We start from the raw sequence: 18,775 nt of genomic DNA, 5'->3' as shown, positions 1-18,775 counted from the left end.
TCTCCATTGCGTTCAAAAATTTTAACAACGTTAAATTACTAAACAGTGTTAGATTCGGTCAAGAAAGATTCGGAGGCACGATGACTGAAAACCGGCAAAGCCGACGAGAGGCCGTAAGCGAGCGCAAGCGCGAGTTGATCCTTGATGCGGCGCGGCAGGTCTTTGCTGAAGAAGGATTGGACGGGGCAAGTCTCCGGGCCATCGCCGTGCGCGCGGGCTATACGCCAGCAGCGCTCTATTTTCACTTCGACTCCAAGGAGGCGATGTATGCCGAAGTGCTGCAGACCTCGCTGGAATCGCTTGGTGCCGAGGTCGGCTCTGCGGTCTCACACGCGAGTTCGCCCCATCAAAAGCTGAAAGCCGCTGCGATGTCCTTCTTCCAGTTCTATGCCGCGAACCCTCGTGATCTGGACCTTGGTTTCTACCTGTTTCGTGGCGGCATGAAGCCGGCCGGACTGGGGCAAGACCGGGATTTGCGTCTGAACGCCGCACTGGAGGCCGCCTTGCATCCCATCGCTGAGGCCGCAGTTGAACTGGGTGCGTCGCGGCAGCAGGGCAATCTGCTGATGGTCGACTGCTTCGCCCATGCTGCCGGGCTTCTGCTGCTGCTACATACCGGCCGCATTCGAATGTTCGGTGCTTCGGCTCCCGAGCTGATGGAGACCTATGTCGACAGCAGGGTTGAACAGCTTGGGCAAGGCCTGCGCCATGCGGACAATTGATCCGGCTCGATCACTGCTGCTCACGATCGACTTTCAGGCGCGACTCATGCCGGCGATCCATGAGGGCGAGATCACTGTCAGGAACGCCAGCCGACTGATCCAGATCGCAAGACTGCTGGACGTTCCGCGCCTGTTCACAGAACAGAACGCCAAGGGCCTTGGTGTCACGGTGAGCGAGATCCCGGTGGAACAGTACCCGCTGGTGCACAAGCAATCCTTCAACGCCTGCCGGGAGGATGGTTTTCTGGATCTGGTGCCTTCCGATGCCGAGGTGATCGTCCTCGGATGCGAGGCGCATGTCTGCGTCCAGCAGACCGTTCTCGGCCTGCTCGCCGCCTCTCGCAGAACCTTCGTCGCGCGCGATGCGATTGGTTCTCGCACACCAGAAAACAAGGAAGCCGCCTTGCGTCGGATGGCGCGGCATGGGGCCGAGATCGTCACCACCGAAATGGTCGCGTTCGAGTGGCTTCAGACCGCTGAGCATCCGATGTTCCGCCAGGTGGTCGCCTTGATAAAGTGAGGCTCGTGGGGTCGGTTTGGCGGGTCGCCGGCAACCACCACGGATGCCAACGACCGCCGGTGCGCCGTATCGCCATCGCCTCACCCGCCCGCCGAACATCGGCCTATGCGCTGGCTGCGCGCAACGCTTTGGTGCTTTCGGCCAAGCGATCCATGAACCGGCCGAGCCGCCGCATGGCCTCCTCCAGGTTCTCGCTGGAGGCCGCATAGGACAGCCGCACATATCTGTCTGCACCGCACGCGCCGAAATCCTTCCCCGGTGTCAGCGCGACATGGACCTCTTCCAGCACCCGCTCGCAGACCTCCCAAGCGGTCAGACGGGTACTGCTGACATCGAAATAGACGTAAAAGGCACCGTCGGGCGGGACTGGAACCGACAGCCCGATGCGGGCCAGCCCGTCCAGCACAAGCATGCGCCGTCTGACGAACTCGGCCCGGCCCTGCTCCGAGCGCCCCTTCCCGCTCAGCATGACCGATATCACCATGGCGGCCCATTGCTACGACATAGGCATATCCATCGTGTCGGTTCAGGGCCACTGCGAGGATGTGCGCCGACAGGAGACCGACGAGTCTGCAAAGGCCGACCGGTGCCAAAGAACCTGTGTCACCGGTCGAAAGGCAGGCATTTGGACCCTCGTCCCTGTCAATGTGTCATTGGTGCTGAGCGTCACCGAGATCCCTGGCATGGGCCTGACTGATCACAGTGTCATCTCTGGGATGCGGTCCCCACTCATACAATCCCTTCAGAGATCATGAGAAATGAGCCCCTCTCCGAGGTCATTCGGTATCGCTGTAGAAGCAAACCCCCGAAAAAAATCATCGGGGGTTTGCCGTGCCCCAAAACCCGGAATGCGTCAGGTTCGCGCCGGGGGCTTTTCAACATAGGAAGGCGCCCTTTGCACCTGCCAGGATTCCTCTGGTCAGGCATTTGTTTTTCGTTGTTTTTTGAAAGATGACCTGGCGGCCGCGCCGGGGATTTGTCCCTGTGCGACAGGTCGCGGAAAGATCATTCCGTGATCCCGCCATCGCCCCGAAAACTTCAGCGCCGGCTTCCAATCCCGCTTGCAATGGTGGATTTCTTCAGGAAACGGTTGGTTCGGGGGATGGCAGAACATGGTGTTCTACGCGTTCTATATTGCGCTCTATGCGCAGATAGCCATCGGAATCACGTTCATGCCGCTTTGGCTGAAGGCCCAAGGGCTTGGCGAGGCGACCATCGGGACATGCATGGCGGCAGCGGCAATCATCGCCGTTGTCATCAACCCCTTGGTCGGCACGCTGGCCGACCGTACCCGGCGAAACAAGACGATCCTGATCGGGCTGATCGTCGGTGCGATCTGTGCGACATTCGCCATGACGACAATCACCGGCGCGGTTCTGGTGGTTGCGGTCTTTCTTATTTACCGGTCGCTCGTCTCGCCGCTTGTGCCACTGGCCGAATCCATCCTGATCGCAAATCTGACGGTTTTCCGGCTGGATTTCGGACAGGTTCGTGCCTGGGGGTCGGCATCTGTTGTGGCGACGACCCTGCTTTGTGGATTTCTTGTCGACTGGTTCGATGCAAGGGCGATCATATGGCTGCTGCTGGCGGCCCTGATGGCGCAGCTTGTTACATCCCGCGGGCTTCCATCCCGTGCGCGGGATGCCCAAGCTGCGATTACATTCGCGGCAATATCGCGCGCTTTACGCAGCCGCGGCTTTCTTGTCCTGCTTGGCAGTGCGGCAATTTCCCAGGCATGCCATGGCGTCTTTTACGCCTACAGCACATTTCGCTGGATGGAGGCCGGGCACTCGACCTCGGCCATTGGCATTTTCTGGAGCATAGGCGTTGGTGTGGAAATTGTTGCCTTCGTGCTTGGCAAACGCATTACCGCCCGACTGTCGGCCGGAAAGATCATCCGTATCGCCTGCATCGCGGGTATCCTGCGATGGGGAATTTTCGGGCTTTCGGCTGAACTTGCGCCGACCCTTGTTGTTCAACTTCTGCAAGGGGCGACACTTGGTTTTACCCAGATCGGCGTTGCTTTCTATATGCGGCAAAGCATTGCGCCTGAATTTCTTTCAAGCGCCTCGGGCATATATTCGGCCGCGGTGGGCCTGATCACCGCGCTGGCAATTCTGGCCAGCGCGCATCTTTATCCGATCAGCAGCAGCTATGTCTTTCTTTTCGCGGCTTTGCTTTGCTTTTTGGGAACTGTGGTTGCCACTCTGATGCCGGACCGAAACGATCGTGGCGACGATGGCGGACCTTTCGCGTCATAGCCATCGCCGCAAGCAGCATGGGCCAGTGAAAGGCAGCAGGGCAACGGACCAGCGTGAATCTGTGCTATCCTGACAGTCCAGGTCTACTGAGCGAATGGATCAACGCTGATGAAAAGGCGCTCATCCCGACAAAAGGCCCTGCTGAACTGGATCGTTCTTGATCGTGAAAGTCCGGCCCCGCTGTACAAACAGATCACCGAGCAGCTTCGTCTGGCGATGGTCGAAAGGAATTTGCGCCAGGGCAGCTTTCTGCCGGCTTCGCGGGCGATGGCGCGTGATCTGGGCGTCTCGCGCAATACTTGTGCAAGGGCCTATGACCAACTGATTGCCGAGGGCTTTTTGGAAACGATCCGGGGTTCTGGCACGCGCGTGGCGCTGGCGCCGGGCGCACCGGGACCTGATGGTGCCCAGGAAACCAGAACGCTGTTTCGAACCCTGCGTGCGCACGACCAGTTTCGCCCGCAGGATCTGGACGAATTTATCGGCGAGCCGGCGGCGCTGGCCTTTCAGCCGGGCGTCCCCGCCCTGGACGCATTCCCGCGTCTGCGCTGGTCCCGGCTGCTGCGCCGGCATGCCCTGCGCAGCGACCAGTCCATTCTCGATTACGCGCATCCCGGCGGTTATGGTCCCCTGCGGCAGGAACTGGCCAAATATCTGAACATGTCGCGCGGCGTAGTCTGTCGTGCCGAACAGGTCATCGTCGTGACATCAACCCGCGCCGCGATCCGTGCGATCGCCAGCGTCATGTGGCGGCCCGGATCGCGGATCATGGTCGAGGATCCCGGCTATGTCGTCGCCAAGCGCGTTCTGGCCAGCATCGGCCATGATCTGCTGCTGGTGCCGGTCGATGACAAGGGCGCCTGCATTGATGACCTGGTCCGGCGCAGGATCGAATGCGCCGGCGCCTATCTGACCCCGGCCCATCAATGGCCGACGGGCACATCCTTGTCGGACGCGCGGCGGACCATGCTGCTGGACTGGGCCGCGCAAATCAAAGCCTGGATCATCGAGGATGACTATGACAGCGAGTTCCGTCTTGATGGCGCGCCGCTTCCAACCCTGCACTCGCGCGGATCGGGTCGGGTGCTTTATGTCGGGACGTTCTCGAAGGTTCTGGTTCCGGCGATCCGAACCGCCTATTTTGTCGTTCCGGTCGATCTGGTCGAGCGTTTCGAGACCGAAGTTTTTCGTCAGGGCGTCGAGCCGGCCCTGCATATCCAGGCTGCTTTGGCGGACCTGATCCGCGATGGCGATTTCGCCCGCCACATCACCCGGATGCGCAAGCGCTATCGCTCGCGGCGCGCCCGCCTGATCGAGATGTTGCAGCGCCATTTTGGTGATCTGCTGCGGATCGAATGCCCGGCCGGCGGGTTGCAGATCATCGCGCATCTTCCCGATGGCGTGTCGGGTATCAAGGTGGCGCGCCACGCCGCGGCGGCTGGCCTGGTCGCGCGCCCGATGGGGGTCTATTGCTATGGCGGCGGCGCGCCCGAGGCCCTGCATCTCGGCTTCGCCGCCGTCCCCGTCACAGAGATCGAGCGGAATGTCGTGCTGCTGCGCGAGGCCGTGCGACCCTGCCTGTAATTGGCCCCCACAAACAGACGTAAAGTGGACCTCTGCGGGAATCGGGAAATTTCCTACAGTCAAATCTTACCCATAGCGAGCTCGCCCCCATTCCATGAGGGCACCATGATTGAATTCATCCTCGTCGCCTGCCTGACAGGCGCGCCCGATAGCTGCCGGACCGAAACCCGCCTGCTGACCGACATGACATTGATCCAATGCATGACCAGCGCACAGTTTCTGGCGGCAGACTGGGCCAAGGACCATCCGGGCTGGCAGGTTCAGCGGCATTCCTGCGGGGTCTTTGATCCCGCCTCGGCACAGATCTGACAGATGTTGCCGGTGGACGCCGCTTGATGCGGGGCTCGAACATGAACAGGGAACACCATGATGCGCAGACCGCCATTCTTTCTTCTCGTGCTATGCGGCGTGGCCTTCGCGGCCACCGCCAGCGCCGATGATGACATGGCCGGGTTGGGCAAGGTCGGCTTTCCGATCACCTGCACCGGCGCCGCACAGGATCGCTTCACCCAAGGCCTCGTGCTGCTGCATCATATGGCCTACGATCAGGCCGAGGATCGGTTCCGCGCCTCGGCCGCAGCCGATCCCACCTGCGCGATGGCCATATGGGGCGTGGCGATGACCCAGTTCCAACCGACATGGCACGGCGGGCAGTCGGATGCGGCGCTGGCCATCGGTCTTGAAGCGGTGGAACGGCTAAGCCGGATCGCCGCACCTACCCCGCGTGAAGCCGCCTATATCACTGCTGTGACCGCCTTTTATGCCAAGGCTGCCGAACCTTACCCGGAACGGCTGAGGGCCTGGGCGGCGGATCAGCAGACACTGGCCCTGGACTATCCCGAGGACGTGGACGCCGGCGCATTCGCTGCCCTTGCGATGCTGGCCACCGCCGCGCCCGGAGACCCCGGTTTTCCGACCCGGACCAAGGCCGGCGCCATGCTGGAGGCTCTGCACCGGAAGGCACCGGACCATCCGGCGCCCTTCCACTATGCCATCCATGCCTATGACCATCCGGCGCTGGCCGACAGGGCCGCTGAATTTGCCGAGGGCTATGACAAGATGGCCCCCGATGTGCCGCATGCGCTGCACATGCCGTCGCATATCTTCGTCCGGCTTGGAAAATGGGCCGAGGTCGAGGCCCGGAACCGGCGCTCGGCCGCAGCGGCGCTGGATCAGCCCATGGCGGGCGCTCTGGTCTCGTGGCATTACGCCCATGCGCAAGATTACCTTGTCTATGCGCTGCTACAGCAGGGGCGGACCGAAGCCGCCGCCGCCGAGGTTGCCGCCCTGCTGGGGCAGGCAAGGATCGAGGACGATTTCGGCTCGGCCTATGCGCTTGCCGCCGCGCCGGCACGGGTCGCCCTGGAAAGCGGCGATTGGGCCGCCACTGCCGCGCTGGTGCCGGCTGCCCATGCGGCGATCAGCTGGGACCGTTTCCCGCAGGCCGTGGCGATCACCTGGTATGCAAAGGGTCTGGGGGCCGTGATGTCGAACGATCCGGCGGCGGCGCAGGTGGCGCAGACCCGGCTTGCCGCGCTGCGCAAGGTGATGGCCGACCGTGGCCTTGACGATTGGGCAAGGCTGACCGACGCTCAGTTGGGCGCGATCAAGGCCTGGGCGACCTTCAACGAGGTCGACCGCGATGCGGGACTGTCGCTGATGCAAGCCGCTGCCGAGACCGAGGATGCCGTTGGCAAAGCCCCGGTCACCCCCGGCCATGTCCTGCCCGCGCGCGAGTTACTGGGCGATATGCTGGCCGCAATGCAGCGGGCCGAGGAAGCAACAGACACCTACAAGGCCGCGCTGGCCGTCTCGCCCAACCGGGCGCGAAGTCTGGCGGGGCTGGGTCGATTTGACTGACACTGCGCCCGGCGCGCTGCCAGAAACCGTGAACAAGAAAGGAACGTACGATGACACAGTTGAAACGCTTCATGATCGAGCGTGACATTCCCGCGATCGGCCAAATGTCGGTTGCCGAGCTTTGCGGTGCCGCCCGCGCGTCAAATCAGGCGCTGGACCGGATCGGCACGGGAATCCAATGGGTCCAGACCTATGTGGCAAGTGACAAGACCTTCTGCATTTACCTGGCAGACAGCGAGGCGGCGATCCTACGGCATTCCGAGCTGTCGGGCATCCCCGTCGCCACGATCACGGAAATCCCGCAGGTGATAGATCCGTTGACGGCCAACAGCTGACTGGCGCCTGGCTGAATGAGGTGCGCAATGGCGAAAGTCGAAACAGGTCATTACCGGCTTTTCTGGGAAAAGATGTCCGGGGCGATGGTCGTCGAACTTTTGCTCGACGAGATGCAGGTCCCCTATCAGCGGGTCGCCGTGGACATGGCGGCCGGCGCGCACAGGTCGCCGGACTATCTGGCCCTGAACCCGACCGGGCAGGTTCCCGCCCTCGCATTCCCGTCAGGCGAGATCATCGGCGAGACCGCCGCCATCATCATCGCCTTGGGCGAGCACCACCCCCAGCCATCGCTTGTTCCCGCCCCTGACCATCCCGACAGGGCGCGGTTTCTGCGCTGGCTGATCTATATGGCCGCAAGCCCCTACATGACCTTCATCCAGTTCAACCACCCCGAGCGATTTCTTGACGATCCGCGAAGCCATCCGGCGCTGGTCGACAATGCGCGCCGGCGGTTGCTCGACCAGTTCACGCTGATGGATCAGGCCATCATGGGCGCGCCGTTCCTGCTGGCCAGCGGGGTCAGCGCGCTGGATCTCTATGCCTATATGCTGATCGAGTTCTTTGGCGACGATCCCGTTTCATTGGCCGTCAGGCCGCGCCTGGCTGGCCTTTATGCATCAGTGGCGAAGCGGGCCAGCGTGGCGCGGGTGCGGCCGCGTCACGGTTGATGATCCGCCAGCCCGTGCACAAAGGCCGTCAGGGGCAATGACATGGGATGGCGCTGCATGGGGCAGCGCCTAGTTCACCCCCTGCTGCGCCGCCTGCAACAACAATGTGTCATAGGCATATTCCGAGATCTGCAACCACGGCAGCGACGCATCCCTGAAGGCCATCTGGTGATCATACAGCGTCTTGAAAGCCGGGCTTTTCGCCGCCGTTTCGGCATAGAACTCCTTCGCGGCGTTATAGCTTGCCTCCAGCACGTCGCCGGGAAAGACCCGCAACTGTGCCCCGGCCGCAACCAGCCGCCGCAGTGCCTCGGCGTTCTGGGCGTCGTATTTCGCCAGTTGCAGCGCACCCGCATAGCCGGCCGCCGTGGTCAGGATGCTGCGATAGCGGTCGGGCAGTTCGTTCCACTTGTCCAGCCCGATGAACAGGCTCAGCGTGGCCGCGCCTTCCCAGAAGCCGGGATAGTAATAATAGGGCGCAACCTTGGACAGGCCCAGCTTCTCGTCGTCATAGGGACCGACGAACTCTGCCGCGTCGATGGTGCCACGTTCCAGCGAGGGATAGACATCGCCCGCCGCGATCTGGCTGGGCACCAGTCCCAGCTTTTGCAGGATCATGCCCGAAAGCCCGCCGATCCGCATCTTCAACCCCTTCAGATCGGCGATCGAGTTGATTTCCTTGCGGAACCAGCCCCCCATCTGCGCGCCGGTTCCACCAAGCGGCAGGTGGTGGATATTGTAGCCACCCAGAAATTCGTTGAACAAATCATTGCCGCCCATTTCGGTGAACCAGGCCTGCTGGAACCGGGTGTTCGGCCCAAATGGCAGGCTGGTTCCGAATGCGAAAGCCGGATCCAGACCGATATAGAAATAGGACCCGGTCTGCCCCATCTCGACCGTGCCGCTTTGCACACCCTCGACGATGGCCAGGGGCGGCACGATCTCGCCCGCCGCGAAAACCTGGATCTGGAAATTCCCGTCCGAGGCCTCATGCACCGCCTTGGCAAAGGTTTCGGACGCGCCATAGATCGTGTCCAGCGATTTGGGATAGCTGGATTGCAGCCGCCATTGCAGCACCGGCGCGCTTTGCGCAATGGCCGGGCTGGCAAGGCCCATACCTGCGGCACCCACGGCCCCGCTGGCCAGAAAATCACGGCGTTTCATGATCTGATCCCTCCAAGAAATATCGCGACTGGCCTCAACCGCCCCGCGATTCCAGCGCTACTGTCCCAACCGCTTCAGTATCTGGTCCACCAGCGCCACATTGCCCCTTTGCAGCCGAGCGACCTGCCAGTTCAACCTGAACCAACCGCCACCCAGGCCAATCCTGCAGCCATTCGCCGATCAGCCGCCAAGCGCAATCCCTTCGCGCCGGGGATCGGCCCCGCCTTCCAGCCCCTCGGGCGTGATGGCGATGCCTTGCAGCCCGCTGTTCAGCTCGGTCTCGTTCACCTCGAAACCCAGATCCATCAGCGCCTGCACCATCTGGGTGGCACCGGTGCCCGCCTCGACATCCAACGGGCCGAATCGGCTGAGGACATTCGGCAGGTCGATGGCCTGCTGCACATCCAGCCCCCAATCCAGATTCCCGATTATGGCCTTGGCGACATAGCCGATGATGCGGCTGCCACCGGGCGAGCCGATGACCAGTACGGGCTTGCCATCCTTCATGACCATGCTCGGCGCCATCGAGGACCGCGGCCGCTTGCCCGGCTCGACCACATTGGCGATGGGATAGCCGGCCTCGTCATGGGTCTCGAAACTGAAATCGGTCAACTCGTTGTTCAGCAGAAAACCAGCCGCCATGACCCGCGATCCAAAGCCGTTCTCGATGGTCGAGGTCATGGACAGCGCATTCCCGTCGGCATCGACAATGGCGATATGCGTGGTCGAGGGCAGCTCAAGCGCCGAATCCTGCCCCCACAGCATCGCATGGGACCAGCCCGGCGAACCGGCGCTGACCTCGGGCAGGGCATCATCGCCCGCCAGCAGCGCCCCACGCTCGGCCAGGTATTCAGGCGCGATCAGCCCCTCGGTCGGCATCGGCACGAAATCAGCGTCGGCCATATAGCGCCCCCGATCAGCAAAGGCCAAACGCGAGGCATCCGCGATCAGCCGCCAGCTTGCCGCATTGTCATGCCCCAAAGCGGCCAGATCATAACCGCCCAGCATTCCCAATATCTGCCCCACCGTCAGCCCACCTGATGACGGAGGCCCCATGCCACAGACATCATGCGCCCGGTATTCCACGCAGACCGGCGCCCGCTCGACCACGCGATAACGGCCCATGTCATCGGCCGTCATCACGCCGGGATTGCTGGCATGGCCACGCACGGCGGCCACGATATCGGCACCGATCACCCCGCCGTAAAACCCATCGACCCCGTCACGCGCCAGCACCCGCAGGGTTTCGGCATAATCGGGGTTCTTCAGCACATCACCCGCCGCAACCGCAGCGCCGCCGGGAAAGAAATAGGCGGTCGTCGCCGGGTCAGATTGCAGCGCCTCGCCCTCGCCCGCGACCAGTTCGGCCAGACGCGGACTGACAGAAAAACCCTCATCCGCCAGCCGGATACCATCGGCGAACAACGTGGCCCAGTTCGACTTGCCCCATCGCCGATGCGCCTCTTCCAGTAACGCGGGCGTGCCGGGCACGCCGACCGACCGACCACCGACAACAGCCTCCATGAACTCCAGCGGCTCGCCTGCCTCGTCCTGGAACAGCGTGGGCGTCGCGGCGGCCGGTGCCATCTCACGCGCATCCAATGTCGTCATCTGACCCGATGCCGCGTCATACCAGACCAGAAAGGCACCACCGCCCAGACCGCTGCTTTGCGGCTCGACCAGCCCCAGCACCACCTGAACGGCGACCATCGCATCGGCGGCACTTCCGCCTGCCGCCAGCACCTTTGCCCCGGCCTCGACCGCCAGCGGATGCGCCGCCGTCACCATCCAGTCCTTGCCTGCCACCGGTTGCCCGGCCAGCTTTGCAGCCATCGCATCCTTTGCAGCCTGCCCCAACCCGGCAAAGGCATCTACCGTTGCAGCCTCGGTCGCAGCCTCGGGCGCCACGGCGTCGGCCGCCTCTTGCCCATAAGCCGCCCCCGCCAGAAGCAGCGCCGTCACCAGTGAAAATCCGGTTTTCATCTCATCCCCTCCGCAATCCCAACAGGGGCAGTCTGGCCCGCACAACCGCCAGTGGCAAGCCGGGCTTCTTCTTCATGAAAATATCCGCAGGGGTGAGGCCGCCTGGCGGCCGAGGGGGCGGCAGCCCCCTATTCGGCAGCCAGTGCCTTTTCAAGCTCTGGCAGGAAGCGGTTGGTGTAATCCTCGCGCACCAAGGGCCCGGCAAAACGGAACAGCACCTTGCCCTCGCCATCGACGATGAAGGTCTCGGGCGGGGCGGTCACGCCCCAGTCAATCGCCCCGCGCCCGTTCGGATCGGTGGCGATGGCGTGGAACGGGTCGCCATACTCGTCCAGAAAGCGCACGGCCTGCGGTTCGGGGTCCTTCAGATCGACGCCATAAACCGGCATGGTCTTGGACAGCTCGGTCAGCGTCGGATGCTCGGCCCGGCAGGGCGGGCACCAGCTGGCCCAGAAATTCACCAGCTTCACGCCTGGCTGGCGCAGCATCTCGTCGGTCAGCTGCACCTTGCCCGGCAAGGTCGTGACCGGCAGCGCCGGCGCATCGCGCCCGACAAAGGTGGATGGCAGTTGCTCGGGATTGTCCCGGTCCATGCCCCACAACAAGATCCCGGCCAGCGCCGCAAAGATCAGCGGCGGCGCGATCATCAGGGGTGAAATCCTAGCCATTCCCGTTCTCAGCCTCCAAGGCGCGGCGGGCGCGGGCATTGGCCGCAACCGTCTGCAAGATCAGCCCGGCAAGCAACAGCAGCGACACGCCATAGGCCGCCAGCACCGTGCCCGCATATTTCCCCAACTCGATCATCACGCCCGCGCCTCCCGCGCCTGCAAGGCCGCCAGTCGGCGGCGGCGAATTTCCGTGCGCGTGCGGATCAGCAGCAGCGCCACGAATAACAGAAAGAATCCCAGCATCGTCAGATACAGCGGATAGCGATAGACCGCGCTCATTCGCTCGCCCGGCGCGACCGAAAGGCTGGCACCCTGATGCAGCCCCTGATTCCAGAACAGCACGGCATAGCGCGAAAGCAGCGCAAAGACCGAGCCAACCAGGCACAGCCAGCCGGTCAGATCGGCGGCGCTGTCGGGATCCTCGATCGCCGACCACAGGGCGATATAGCCGATATAGAACAGAAACAGGATCAGGAAACTGGTCAGGCGCGGGTCCCATTCCCACCAGCTGCCCCACATCGGCTGACCCCAGATCGCCCCGGTTGCCAGCGCGATCAGCGTCATGACGGCGCCAATGGGGGCCGCGGCCTTGGCGGCCAGCGCGGAAACATGGTGGCGGCGGATCAGCCAGATCAGCGACGCGACCAGCATCATCACCCAGATATTGATCGCCATCATCGCAGCGGGCACATGCAGGAAGACGATCTTGACGGTCGAGCCCTGCTTGTAATCCTCGGGCGTCAGAAAGCCCCAGATCAGCCCGCCCACCATGCAGATCACCGCCCCCGCCACAGCAAAGGGCAGGATAGCACCCGACAGGCGCATGAACTTGACAGGATTTGCATATTCCCAGATCGACATGATCTTTCCCTAGCGACGGCTTGGGCGGGCCTCAAGCCCGATCACCGCAGATTGACCCGCAGCGCGGCGGCTGCGGCGAATGGTATCAGGGCCAAGGTGGCCGCCGTGATTCCGGCCAGAAAGGCCAGCGGGGTGGCCAAGCTGCCGCCCTCGGTGCCGCGCCGGATGACCTCGGCCCCGAAGATCAGCGTGGGGATATAAAGCGGCAGAACCAAGAGCGACATAAGTAGCCCGCCGCGCCGCAGCCCCACCGTCAGCGCCGCACCAAATGCCCCCAGCATCGACAGCGCCGGTGTGCCGATCAGCATCGAGACCATCAACCAGGGCACAGCCCCGGAAGGCAGTTGCAGCAGCAACCCGAACATCGGCGCGGCCACGACCAGCGGCAGGCCGGTGGTGATCCAATGCGCAAGGGCTTTGGTGGCGACGACGCCCTCCAGCGGGATCGGCGCGGTGGCCAAAAGGTCCAGACTGCCATCCTCGAAATCCAGCGCGAAGATGCGGTCCAGCGACAGCAGGCAGGCCAGAAGCGCGCCGACCCATAGGATACCCGGCGCGATCAGCGCCAGCGTGGCGCCCTGCGGGCCGACGCCAAAGGGGACCAGCGTGCAGAGGATCAGGAAGAAGGCAAGGCCAAGACCAAAGCCGCCGCCCGCACGGGTGGCAAGGGTCAGATCGCGGAGAAGAAGGGCGATCATAAGCCGCCCCGCATGGGTGCAGAGAGCAGCGCCTGTCTGGGCGGGCGCGAAAGCGTCTGCCGGGGGGCAGGCAGGCGCTGCCCGGTGGTGCCCACCGGGAGGGACGGCTGAACCGAAGCACCCCTCATGCAAAGGCCTCATTGAACCCGGCGGGCCGATCAACCTTGCCCGGCCTCGCGCGATAGGCGCTGAGGTCCAGCGCCCCGGCCTCGTCCAGCGCCAGATCAATATGCGTGGCCATCAGCGCCGCACCGCCGCCGGCCAGATGCGCCCGGATGGCCGCCGCGAACAACGCCACCGAATCCGCATCAAGCGACACGGTCGGTTCGTCCAGCACCCAGATGGGCCGCCCCGTGACCATCAGCCGCGCCAGCCCCAATCGCCGTTTTTGCCCTGCCGAAAGACTGGCGGCAGGCCGGTCCGCCAGCCCGCCAAGGTTCATCGCCTGAACCGCCGCACCAACCTGACCGCCGAACACCCGCGCCCAGAACCGCAGGTTTTCGGCCACGGTCAACGCCCCCTTCAACCCGTCTGCATGAGCCGCATAGGCGACGCTATCATCGGCCATCTCGATCCGGCCCGCCACGGGTGGCTGCAACCCCGCAACCGTGCGCAACAGCGTGGTCTTGCCCACGCCATTCGGCCCGCGCAGGATCAGCGCCTGACCGGCATCCAATGTGAAGGAAACGCCTTCGACCGCCCGCATCCCGCCGCGTGCCACGGCAAGATCGTGGACGCCCAGCAGGCTCATACCGGGATCAGCGCACAGGCGACCCGGCGGCCCTCGGACAGGGTGACATTATAGGTCCGCGCGGCCGTGGGCGAGGCCATGGCCTCGACCGCGATCCCGGCGGCTTCCAGTGCTGCGACCAGATCGGCGGGCGGGCGGGCGATGTCCGCGCCCATGCCAAGAAACAGCACATCCACCCGTCCGGCCAGCGCCAGCAGGGGCGCGCGGTCATCAAGCCCGGCCCAGCCCTGCGCCCCGCCCTGCAAGACCAGCACCGGGCCGTGATGCACCTTTTCGCCCACGCGGAAAAAACCTGGCCCATAGCCATCCACCGGCACCGCCCCCGCGAAATCCGTGGGCTCGATCGCCATCACTGGGCCTCGGGATCGGTGAACTGGGTGCCGGCGGCCTTGGGATCGGGCTTGGACCAGTCACGTTTCACGCCCAGCCACAGAACCACGTTCTTGGCCACATAGACCGACGAATAGGTGCCGATGACGATGCCGAAGGTGATCGCAAAGACAAAGCCACGGATCACGTCGCCGCCCAGCACCAGCAGCGCGATCAGCGCCACCAGCGTGGTGCCCGATGTCATGACCGTCCGCGACAGCGTCTCGTTCACCGACAGATTCATCAGGTCGCGCAGCGGGGTTTTCTTGTACTTCATCAGGTTTTCGCGAAGCCGGTCAAACACCACCACGGTATCGTTGATCGAATAGCCCAGGATGGTCAGCAGCGCCGCGATGGTGGTCAGGTCGAACTTGATCTGGAACAGGCTGAACACGCCCATGGTGATCAGGACGTCATGGACCAGCGAGACCAGCGCCCCCACCGCGAACTGCCATTCGAACCGCAGCCAGATATAGATCGAGATCGCCGCAAGCGAGGCGATGACGGCATAAACCGCCGTCTGGATCAGCTCGCCCGAGACCTTGGGACCGACCGATTCGACAGACGGAAAGGTGATCGAGGGGTCAACCTCTTGCAGCGCGGCCTCGACGGCCGCGACGGTTTCGGGGGTGACGGCCTCGGCGCCGTCCTGGGCGCTGATGCGGACCTGCGCCACGTTCTGTTCGGGGCCAAAGGTCGGGTCGAACACCTCGGTGATGGCGACATCACCCAGGTTCAGCGGCTGAAGCGCCTGGCGATAGGCGCCGACATCGACGGGCTGCACCGATTCGGTGCGGATCGTGGTGCCGCCGCGGAAGTCGATGCCGAAGTTCAGCCCCATCACCAACAGGCAGACGACCGAGGCGACCGCCAGCAAGGTCGACAACCCGAAGGTCAGGAACTGCCAGCGGAAAAAGTCGATCTTGGTATCGGCGGGGACAAGTTTCAGACGGAAAGCCATATCATACCTCGATCGTACGGGGGCGGCGACGCTCGAACCAGGTCACGGTCATCAGGCGCGTCACCCAAAGCGCAGTAAAGACCGACGTGACGATGCCGATGGACAGCGTGACGGCGAAACCCTTGACCGGGCCGGAACCCAGCACGAACAGGATCGCCGCGATGATCAGCGTGGTGATGTTGGCATCGACAATGGCCGACATGGCGTTCTGATAGCCCTTGTCGATGGCCCGCGCCGGCCCCTTGGCCGTTCGCAATTCCTCGCGGATGCGTTCGAATACCAGCACGTTCGCATCCACCGCCATACCGATGGTCAGAACGATGCCGGCAATGCCCGGCAGGGTCAGCGTGGCCCCGATGGCAGACAGAATGCCGAAGATCAGCCCCATGTTCACCGCCAGCGCGATCGAGGCGAAAACCCCGAACAGCCCATAGGACGCGACCATCAGAAAGATCACCGCGACAAAGCCCACGGCGGCGGCGATACGACCTGCATCAATACTGTCCTGGCCCAGTTCGGGACCGATGGTCCGTTCTTCCAGAAAGGTCAGTTCGGCCGGCAGGGCGCCGGCGCGCAGCAGCACGGCCAGCTGGTTTGCCGATTCGTAATCCATCGAGCCGGAAATCTGACCCGAGCCTGTGGTAATCGCCTGCCGGATGACCGGGGCCGAAATCACCTCGTTATCCAGCACGATGGCGAAGGGCTGGCCGACATTGGCGCTGGTATATTCACCGAATTTCCGTGCGCCCGTGGGGTTGAAGCGGAAATCAACCGAGGGCGCGCCGTTCTGGTCGGTCGAGGGCACGGCGTTGGTCAGTTCCTCGCCGGTGACGACGGGGGTTGCTTCCAGCGTGTAATACAGGCCCGGCTGTTCCTGCGATGGCAGGATGATCTCGCCGATGCCGGGGGTGGCGTCGGCAGAACTGCCGGTGCTGATGACAGGGTTGAAGGTCAACTGTGCGGTGGTGCCGATCAGGGCCTTCAGCTCGGCGGCCGAGCCGATGCCCGGCACCTGGATCAGGATGCGATCCGCACCCTGACGCATGATGGTGGGTTCACGGGTGCCAACCTCGTCAACCCGGCGGCGCACGATTTCAAGGCTTTGCAGGATGGTGCGGTCATCGGTCAGGGCCTTTTCGGCCTCGGACAGCTGCACGGTCAGCGTATTGCCCTGGGCCGAGACGTCCAGATCGTCCTGCCCCGCCCCGGTCAGCGTGGCGACCGGCACCGCCAGCCCCCGCGCGGCCTGAACCGCGACCGACATCTGGTCGGCATTCTCGATCTCGATCCGCAACTGCCCATCGGGGGCGTCGACGCGACGGATCGCGCCGATGGTGCTGCGCTGATCGGCCAGGACGCGGCGCAGTTCGGGCCACAGCGCATCCATGCGCGCCTTATAGACCTGTTCGACCTGCACCTCGGCCAGCAGATGTGCGCCGCCCCGCAGGTCCAGCCCCAGATTGACCAGTGACGAAGGCAGCCAGTTCGGCCACAGCGCGATGGCAGCCTCTTGTTCCGGCGTGGCGGCGCCACCGGCCTTTTCGACCGCCGCGACGGCGTCGTTATGGGCCTCGACCCGTTTATAGAACAGGTTGGGCATGGCATAGGCCAAGCCGATCACGCAAAGCCCGATGATCAGGATGCGTTTCCAGCGGTCGATCTGAAGCATGTGGGGGTGGCCCCTTGGTGGTTATGCGGCTTAGTTATTCGCGGCGACGGGCGCCGTCTGCGTCAGCACCTGGCTGATCGTGGCACGAACGACGCGGACCTTGACGCCCGATGCGATTTCGACCTCGACCTCGTCGTCACGGACGCTGGTGACTTTACCGATCAGCCCGCCCTGGGTGATGACCTGATCGCCCTTTTTCAGCGCCGAGACCATCTCGCGGTGCTGTTTGACGCGCTTCTGCTGCGGGCGGATCATCAGGAAATACATGATCGCAAAGATCAGGATCAGCGGGATGAACTGCGCGAATGCGGCACCGCCACCGGCACCGGCGGCCTGGGCGTAGGCAGGAGTAGCGAACATCGGTTATCCTTCATGTCTGCGGGGCCGCCAAAACGGCAGCCGGGCGGGAATTGGCGCGCACCCTATCCTTGGCGTCGCGGCTTGGCAAGAAAGGCCAGCCCCCGACCGGACACCTTTACGTTGGCAGCGCTAGCCCTGCCCCTCGGCATCGCCATAGCCGCCCGATCCGTGCCGGCGGTTCCACAGCAGCGAGCTGACAAAGGCCGTGGCAATGAAACCTGCGCCCAGAAGGCCGGTCACCGCCTCGGGGATGCGCCACATGGTCTGGCCGAACATGATGGTGCTGAGGATCAGGATCGACCAGAAGGCCCCATGTTCCAGATAGCGGAACTGAGCCAGCGCGCCGCGTTCGACCAGCATCACCGTCATGGCGCGCACATACATCGCCCCGATCCCCAGCCCGATCGCGATCAGGAACAGGTTCTGGGTCAGCGCGAAAGCCCCGATGACACCATCGAAACTGAACGAGGCATCCAGCACCTCAAGATACAGAAACGCCCCCAAGCCGCCCTGCGCCACCGCACCCGTCGCATTGCCGCCCCACCGGTCCAGCACATGCCCCAGGGCATCGACGGCCAGAAAGGTGACGACGCCCCACATGGCCGCGAACATGAACAGCTTTTCATCCCGCACCGGCAGCAGGCCGACGAACAGCAGGATGATGACCAGAACAAAGCCGATCTCCATCCCGCGGACCGAGCCGAGGGCGCGCAGCGCGCGTTCCAGCCGGCCGATCCAGTGCACCTCTTTGGATTGGTCAAAGAAAAAGCTGAGAGCGACCAGCATCAGAAAGGCCCCGCCAAAGGCCGCGATGGGCAGATGCGCCTGCCCCATGATCCGGGCGTATTCCTCGGGGCTGGTCGCGGCCAGCCGCACGGCGGCCCAAGGGCCGATCTTTGCCGCGATGACCACGATGATCAGCGGAAACAGCAACCGCATGCCGAACACCGCGATCAGGATGCCCCAGGTCAGAAAACGGCGCTGCCAGGCCGGGGTCATGTCCTTCAGCTTGTTGGCGTTGACGATGGCATTGTCGAAGGACAACGAGATTTCCAGAACCGCCAGAATGCCCGCGATCAGCAGAAAGGATACCGCCCCCGCAGTGGTGCCGCTGTATTCCCAACCGATAAAGCCGGCCAGCACGACGCCCAGAACCGTCACCATTACGGGCCAAAACAGATAGGAAGCCGTCGAACGCATCAGAACACTCCTGCCGACGGGTCTGGCATAGGCCCCGGCGCGCGCCCGTGCAAGCCCGGCACAGATCTGCCTGGCTGGATGAAGCGATAGCTATCTTCACCTGCGCCGGCCATCCTGTGTCCAGGGCGCTGCCGCCGGCA

At 63.7% G+C, this 18,775-nt stretch carries 21 protein-coding genes; 8 read left to right on the top strand and 13 right to left on the bottom strand.

What is annotated here, in order from left to right:
- Window positions 1-80: 80 nt before the first annotated feature.
- The gene (locus tag FNJ84_RS18530; protein ID WP_143794758.1) at window positions 81-722 is read left to right on the top strand and encodes a TetR/AcrR family transcriptional regulator; all 642 of its coding nucleotides are present in this window, start codon (window positions 81-83) and stop codon (window positions 720-722) included.
- Complete coding sequence (locus FNJ84_RS18525) at window positions 709-1,242, top strand: isochorismatase family protein (protein ID WP_143794757.1); 534 nt, start codon at window positions 709-711, stop codon at window positions 1,240-1,242. The genes FNJ84_RS18530 and FNJ84_RS18525 overlap by 14 nt, the downstream gene beginning before the upstream one ends.
- A 103-nt stretch (window positions 1,243-1,345) precedes the next feature.
- On the opposite strand, the gene FNJ84_RS18520 is transcribed toward FNJ84_RS18525, so the two are convergent.
- Entirely contained in the window at window positions 1,346-1,711 is a 366-nt protein-coding gene (locus tag FNJ84_RS18520; RefSeq protein ID WP_221932008.1) for an aminotransferase class I/II-fold pyridoxal phosphate-dependent enzyme, read from the bottom strand.
- A gap of 592 nt (window positions 1,712-2,303) precedes the next feature.
- Here FNJ84_RS18520 and FNJ84_RS18515 point away from each other — a divergent pair.
- The 6 genes from FNJ84_RS18515 (at window position 2,304) to FNJ84_RS18490 (ending at window position 7,951) form a co-directional block, all read left to right on the top strand.
- Window positions 2,304-3,503, top strand: coding sequence for an MFS transporter (locus tag FNJ84_RS18515; RefSeq protein ID WP_143794755.1), 1,200 nt, complete (start codon window positions 2,304-2,306; stop codon window positions 3,501-3,503).
- 108 nt (window positions 3,504-3,611) lie between these two features.
- Window positions 3,612-5,087: a PLP-dependent aminotransferase family protein gene (locus FNJ84_RS18510; RefSeq protein WP_143794754.1), complete on the top strand. Its 1,476-nt coding sequence runs from the start codon at window positions 3,612-3,614 to the stop codon at window positions 5,085-5,087.
- A gap of 105 nt (window positions 5,088-5,192) precedes the next feature.
- On the top strand, window positions 5,193-5,396 hold the full coding sequence (locus tag FNJ84_RS18505) for a hypothetical protein (protein WP_143794753.1): 204 nt from the start codon (window positions 5,193-5,195) through the stop codon (window positions 5,394-5,396).
- A 60-nt stretch (window positions 5,397-5,456) separates the two neighbouring features.
- A complete protein-coding gene (locus FNJ84_RS18500; protein WP_143794752.1) occupies window positions 5,457-6,947 on the top strand; it encodes a hypothetical protein in 1,491 nt (496 codons plus the stop codon).
- A 50-nt stretch (window positions 6,948-6,997) separates the two neighbouring features.
- On the top strand, window positions 6,998-7,282 hold the full coding sequence (locus tag FNJ84_RS18495; protein ID WP_143794751.1) for a DUF4242 domain-containing protein: 285 nt from the start codon (window positions 6,998-7,000) through the stop codon (window positions 7,280-7,282).
- A gap of 27 nt (window positions 7,283-7,309) precedes the next feature.
- Window positions 7,310-7,951: a glutathione S-transferase family protein gene (locus FNJ84_RS18490; RefSeq protein WP_185968598.1), complete on the top strand. Its 642-nt coding sequence runs from the start codon at window positions 7,310-7,312 to the stop codon at window positions 7,949-7,951.
- 69 nt (window positions 7,952-8,020) lie between these two features.
- Here FNJ84_RS18490 and FNJ84_RS18485 read toward each other — a convergent pair whose 3' ends face one another.
- From FNJ84_RS18485 to FNJ84_RS18430, 12 genes are all read right to left on the bottom strand, one after another.
- Window positions 8,021-9,115: a TRAP transporter substrate-binding protein gene (locus FNJ84_RS18485; protein WP_143794749.1), complete on the bottom strand. Its 1,095-nt coding sequence runs from the start codon at window positions 9,113-9,115 to the stop codon at window positions 8,021-8,023.
- Window positions 9,116-9,295: 180 nt separating this feature from the next.
- The gene (ggt, locus tag FNJ84_RS18480; RefSeq protein ID WP_143794748.1) at window positions 9,296-11,098 is read right to left on the bottom strand and encodes a gamma-glutamyltransferase; all 1,803 of its coding nucleotides are present in this window, start codon (window positions 11,096-11,098) and stop codon (window positions 9,296-9,298) included.
- A gap of 128 nt (window positions 11,099-11,226) precedes the next feature.
- Window positions 11,227-11,766, bottom strand: coding sequence for a DsbE family thiol:disulfide interchange protein (locus FNJ84_RS18475; protein WP_255471292.1), 540 nt, complete (start codon window positions 11,764-11,766; stop codon window positions 11,227-11,229).
- Window positions 11,759-11,902, bottom strand: coding sequence for a heme exporter protein CcmD (gene ccmD, locus FNJ84_RS18470; RefSeq protein ID WP_143794747.1), 144 nt, complete (start codon window positions 11,900-11,902; stop codon window positions 11,759-11,761). The genes FNJ84_RS18475 and ccmD overlap by 8 nt, the downstream gene beginning before the upstream one ends.
- Window positions 11,902-12,627, bottom strand: a complete 726-nt coding sequence (gene ccmC, locus FNJ84_RS18465; protein WP_143794746.1) for a heme ABC transporter permease CcmC — start codon at window positions 12,625-12,627, stop codon at window positions 11,902-11,904. Before ccmC ends, ccmD begins: the two co-directional genes overlap by 1 nt.
- 41 nt (window positions 12,628-12,668) lie before the next feature.
- Complete coding sequence (gene ccmB / locus FNJ84_RS18460) at window positions 12,669-13,325, bottom strand: heme exporter protein CcmB (RefSeq protein WP_143794745.1); 657 nt, start codon at window positions 13,323-13,325, stop codon at window positions 12,669-12,671.
- Between the two features lie 124 nt (window positions 13,326-13,449).
- A complete protein-coding gene (gene ccmA, locus FNJ84_RS18455; RefSeq protein ID WP_143794744.1) occupies window positions 13,450-14,076 on the bottom strand; it encodes a heme ABC exporter ATP-binding protein CcmA in 627 nt (208 codons plus the stop codon).
- A complete protein-coding gene (locus FNJ84_RS18450) occupies window positions 14,073-14,426 on the bottom strand; it encodes an Mth938-like domain-containing protein (RefSeq protein ID WP_143794743.1) in 354 nt (117 codons plus the stop codon). Before FNJ84_RS18450 ends, ccmA begins: the two co-directional genes overlap by 4 nt.
- The gene (gene secF, locus FNJ84_RS18445; RefSeq protein ID WP_143794742.1) at window positions 14,426-15,406 is read right to left on the bottom strand and encodes a protein translocase subunit SecF; all 981 of its coding nucleotides are present in this window, start codon (window positions 15,404-15,406) and stop codon (window positions 14,426-14,428) included. The genes FNJ84_RS18450 and secF overlap by 1 nt, the downstream gene beginning before the upstream one ends.
- A 1-nt stretch (window position 15,407) precedes the next feature.
- A complete protein-coding gene (secD, locus tag FNJ84_RS18440; RefSeq protein ID WP_143794741.1) occupies window positions 15,408-17,075 on the bottom strand; it encodes a protein translocase subunit SecD in 1,668 nt (555 codons plus the stop codon).
- Window positions 17,076-17,105: 30 nt separating this feature from the next.
- Complete coding sequence (gene yajC / locus FNJ84_RS18435) at window positions 17,106-17,435, bottom strand: preprotein translocase subunit YajC (protein WP_143794740.1); 330 nt, start codon at window positions 17,433-17,435, stop codon at window positions 17,106-17,108.
- 129 nt (window positions 17,436-17,564) lie between these two features.
- Window positions 17,565-18,635 carry a DUF475 domain-containing protein gene (locus FNJ84_RS18430; RefSeq protein ID WP_143794739.1) on the bottom strand — a complete coding sequence of 357 codons (1,071 nt, stop codon included), beginning with the start codon at window positions 18,633-18,635 and terminating at the stop codon, window positions 17,565-17,567.
- Window positions 18,636-18,775: the final 140 nt, after the last annotated feature.

Origin of the sequence: Paracoccus sp. M683 (genome assembly GCF_007096355.1) — a bacterium.
In the GTDB taxonomy this organism is placed as follows: Bacteria; Pseudomonadota; Alphaproteobacteria; order Rhodobacterales; family Rhodobacteraceae; genus Paracoccus.
This window is presented reverse-complemented; position numbering and strand designations above follow the sequence as displayed.

Bases quoted from the DNA above. Each gene is read 5' to 3' on its own strand.
- FNJ84_RS18495 (WP_143794751.1), top strand. From the start codon at position 6,998: ATGACACAGTTGAAACGCTTCATGATCGAGCGTGACATTCCCGCGATC.
- FNJ84_RS18450 (WP_143794743.1), bottom strand. From the start codon at position 14,426: ATGGCGATCGAGCCCACGGATTTCGCGGGGGCGGTGCCGGTGGATGGC.
- ccmD (WP_143794747.1), bottom strand. From the start codon at position 11,902: ATGATCGAGTTGGGGAAATATGCGGGCACGGTGCTGGCGGCCTATGGC.
- FNJ84_RS18475 (WP_255471292.1), bottom strand. From the start codon at position 11,766: ATGGCTAGGATTTCACCCCTGATGATCGCGCCGCCGCTGATCTTTGCG.
- FNJ84_RS18505 (WP_143794753.1), top strand. From the start codon at position 5,193: ATGATTGAATTCATCCTCGTCGCCTGCCTGACAGGCGCGCCCGATAGC.
- FNJ84_RS18485 (WP_143794749.1), bottom strand. From the start codon at position 9,115: ATGAAACGCCGTGATTTTCTGGCCAGCGGGGCCGTGGGTGCCGCAGGT.
- ccmB (WP_143794745.1), bottom strand. From the start codon at position 13,325: ATGATCGCCCTTCTTCTCCGCGATCTGACCCTTGCCACCCGTGCGGGC.
- FNJ84_RS18525 (WP_143794757.1), top strand. From the start codon at position 709: ATGCGGACAATTGATCCGGCTCGATCACTGCTGCTCACGATCGACTTT.
- secF (WP_143794742.1), bottom strand. From the start codon at position 15,406: ATGGCTTTCCGTCTGAAACTTGTCCCCGCCGATACCAAGATCGACTTT.
- ccmA (WP_143794744.1), bottom strand. From the start codon at position 14,076: ATGAGCCTGCTGGGCGTCCACGATCTTGCCGTGGCACGCGGCGGGATG.
- FNJ84_RS18490 (WP_185968598.1), top strand. From the start codon at position 7,310: ATGGCGAAAGTCGAAACAGGTCATTACCGGCTTTTCTGGGAAAAGATG.
- secD (WP_143794741.1), bottom strand. From the start codon at position 17,075: ATGCTTCAGATCGACCGCTGGAAACGCATCCTGATCATCGGGCTTTGC.
- ggt (WP_143794748.1), bottom strand. From the start codon at position 11,098: ATGAAAACCGGATTTTCACTGGTGACGGCGCTGCTTCTGGCGGGGGCG.
- FNJ84_RS18510 (WP_143794754.1), top strand. From the start codon at position 3,612: ATGAAAAGGCGCTCATCCCGACAAAAGGCCCTGCTGAACTGGATCGTT.
- ccmC (WP_143794746.1), bottom strand. From the start codon at position 12,627: ATGTCGATCTGGGAATATGCAAATCCTGTCAAGTTCATGCGCCTGTCG.
- FNJ84_RS18520 (WP_221932008.1), bottom strand. From the start codon at position 1,711: ATGCTGAGCGGGAAGGGGCGCTCGGAGCAGGGCCGGGCCGAGTTCGTC.
- FNJ84_RS18530 (WP_143794758.1), top strand. From the start codon at position 81: ATGACTGAAAACCGGCAAAGCCGACGAGAGGCCGTAAGCGAGCGCAAG.
- FNJ84_RS18430 (WP_143794739.1), bottom strand. From the start codon at position 18,635: ATGCGTTCGACGGCTTCCTATCTGTTTTGGCCCGTAATGGTGACGGTT.
- FNJ84_RS18500 (WP_143794752.1), top strand. From the start codon at position 5,457: ATGCGCAGACCGCCATTCTTTCTTCTCGTGCTATGCGGCGTGGCCTTC.
- yajC (WP_143794740.1), bottom strand. From the start codon at position 17,435: ATGTTCGCTACTCCTGCCTACGCCCAGGCCGCCGGTGCCGGTGGCGGT.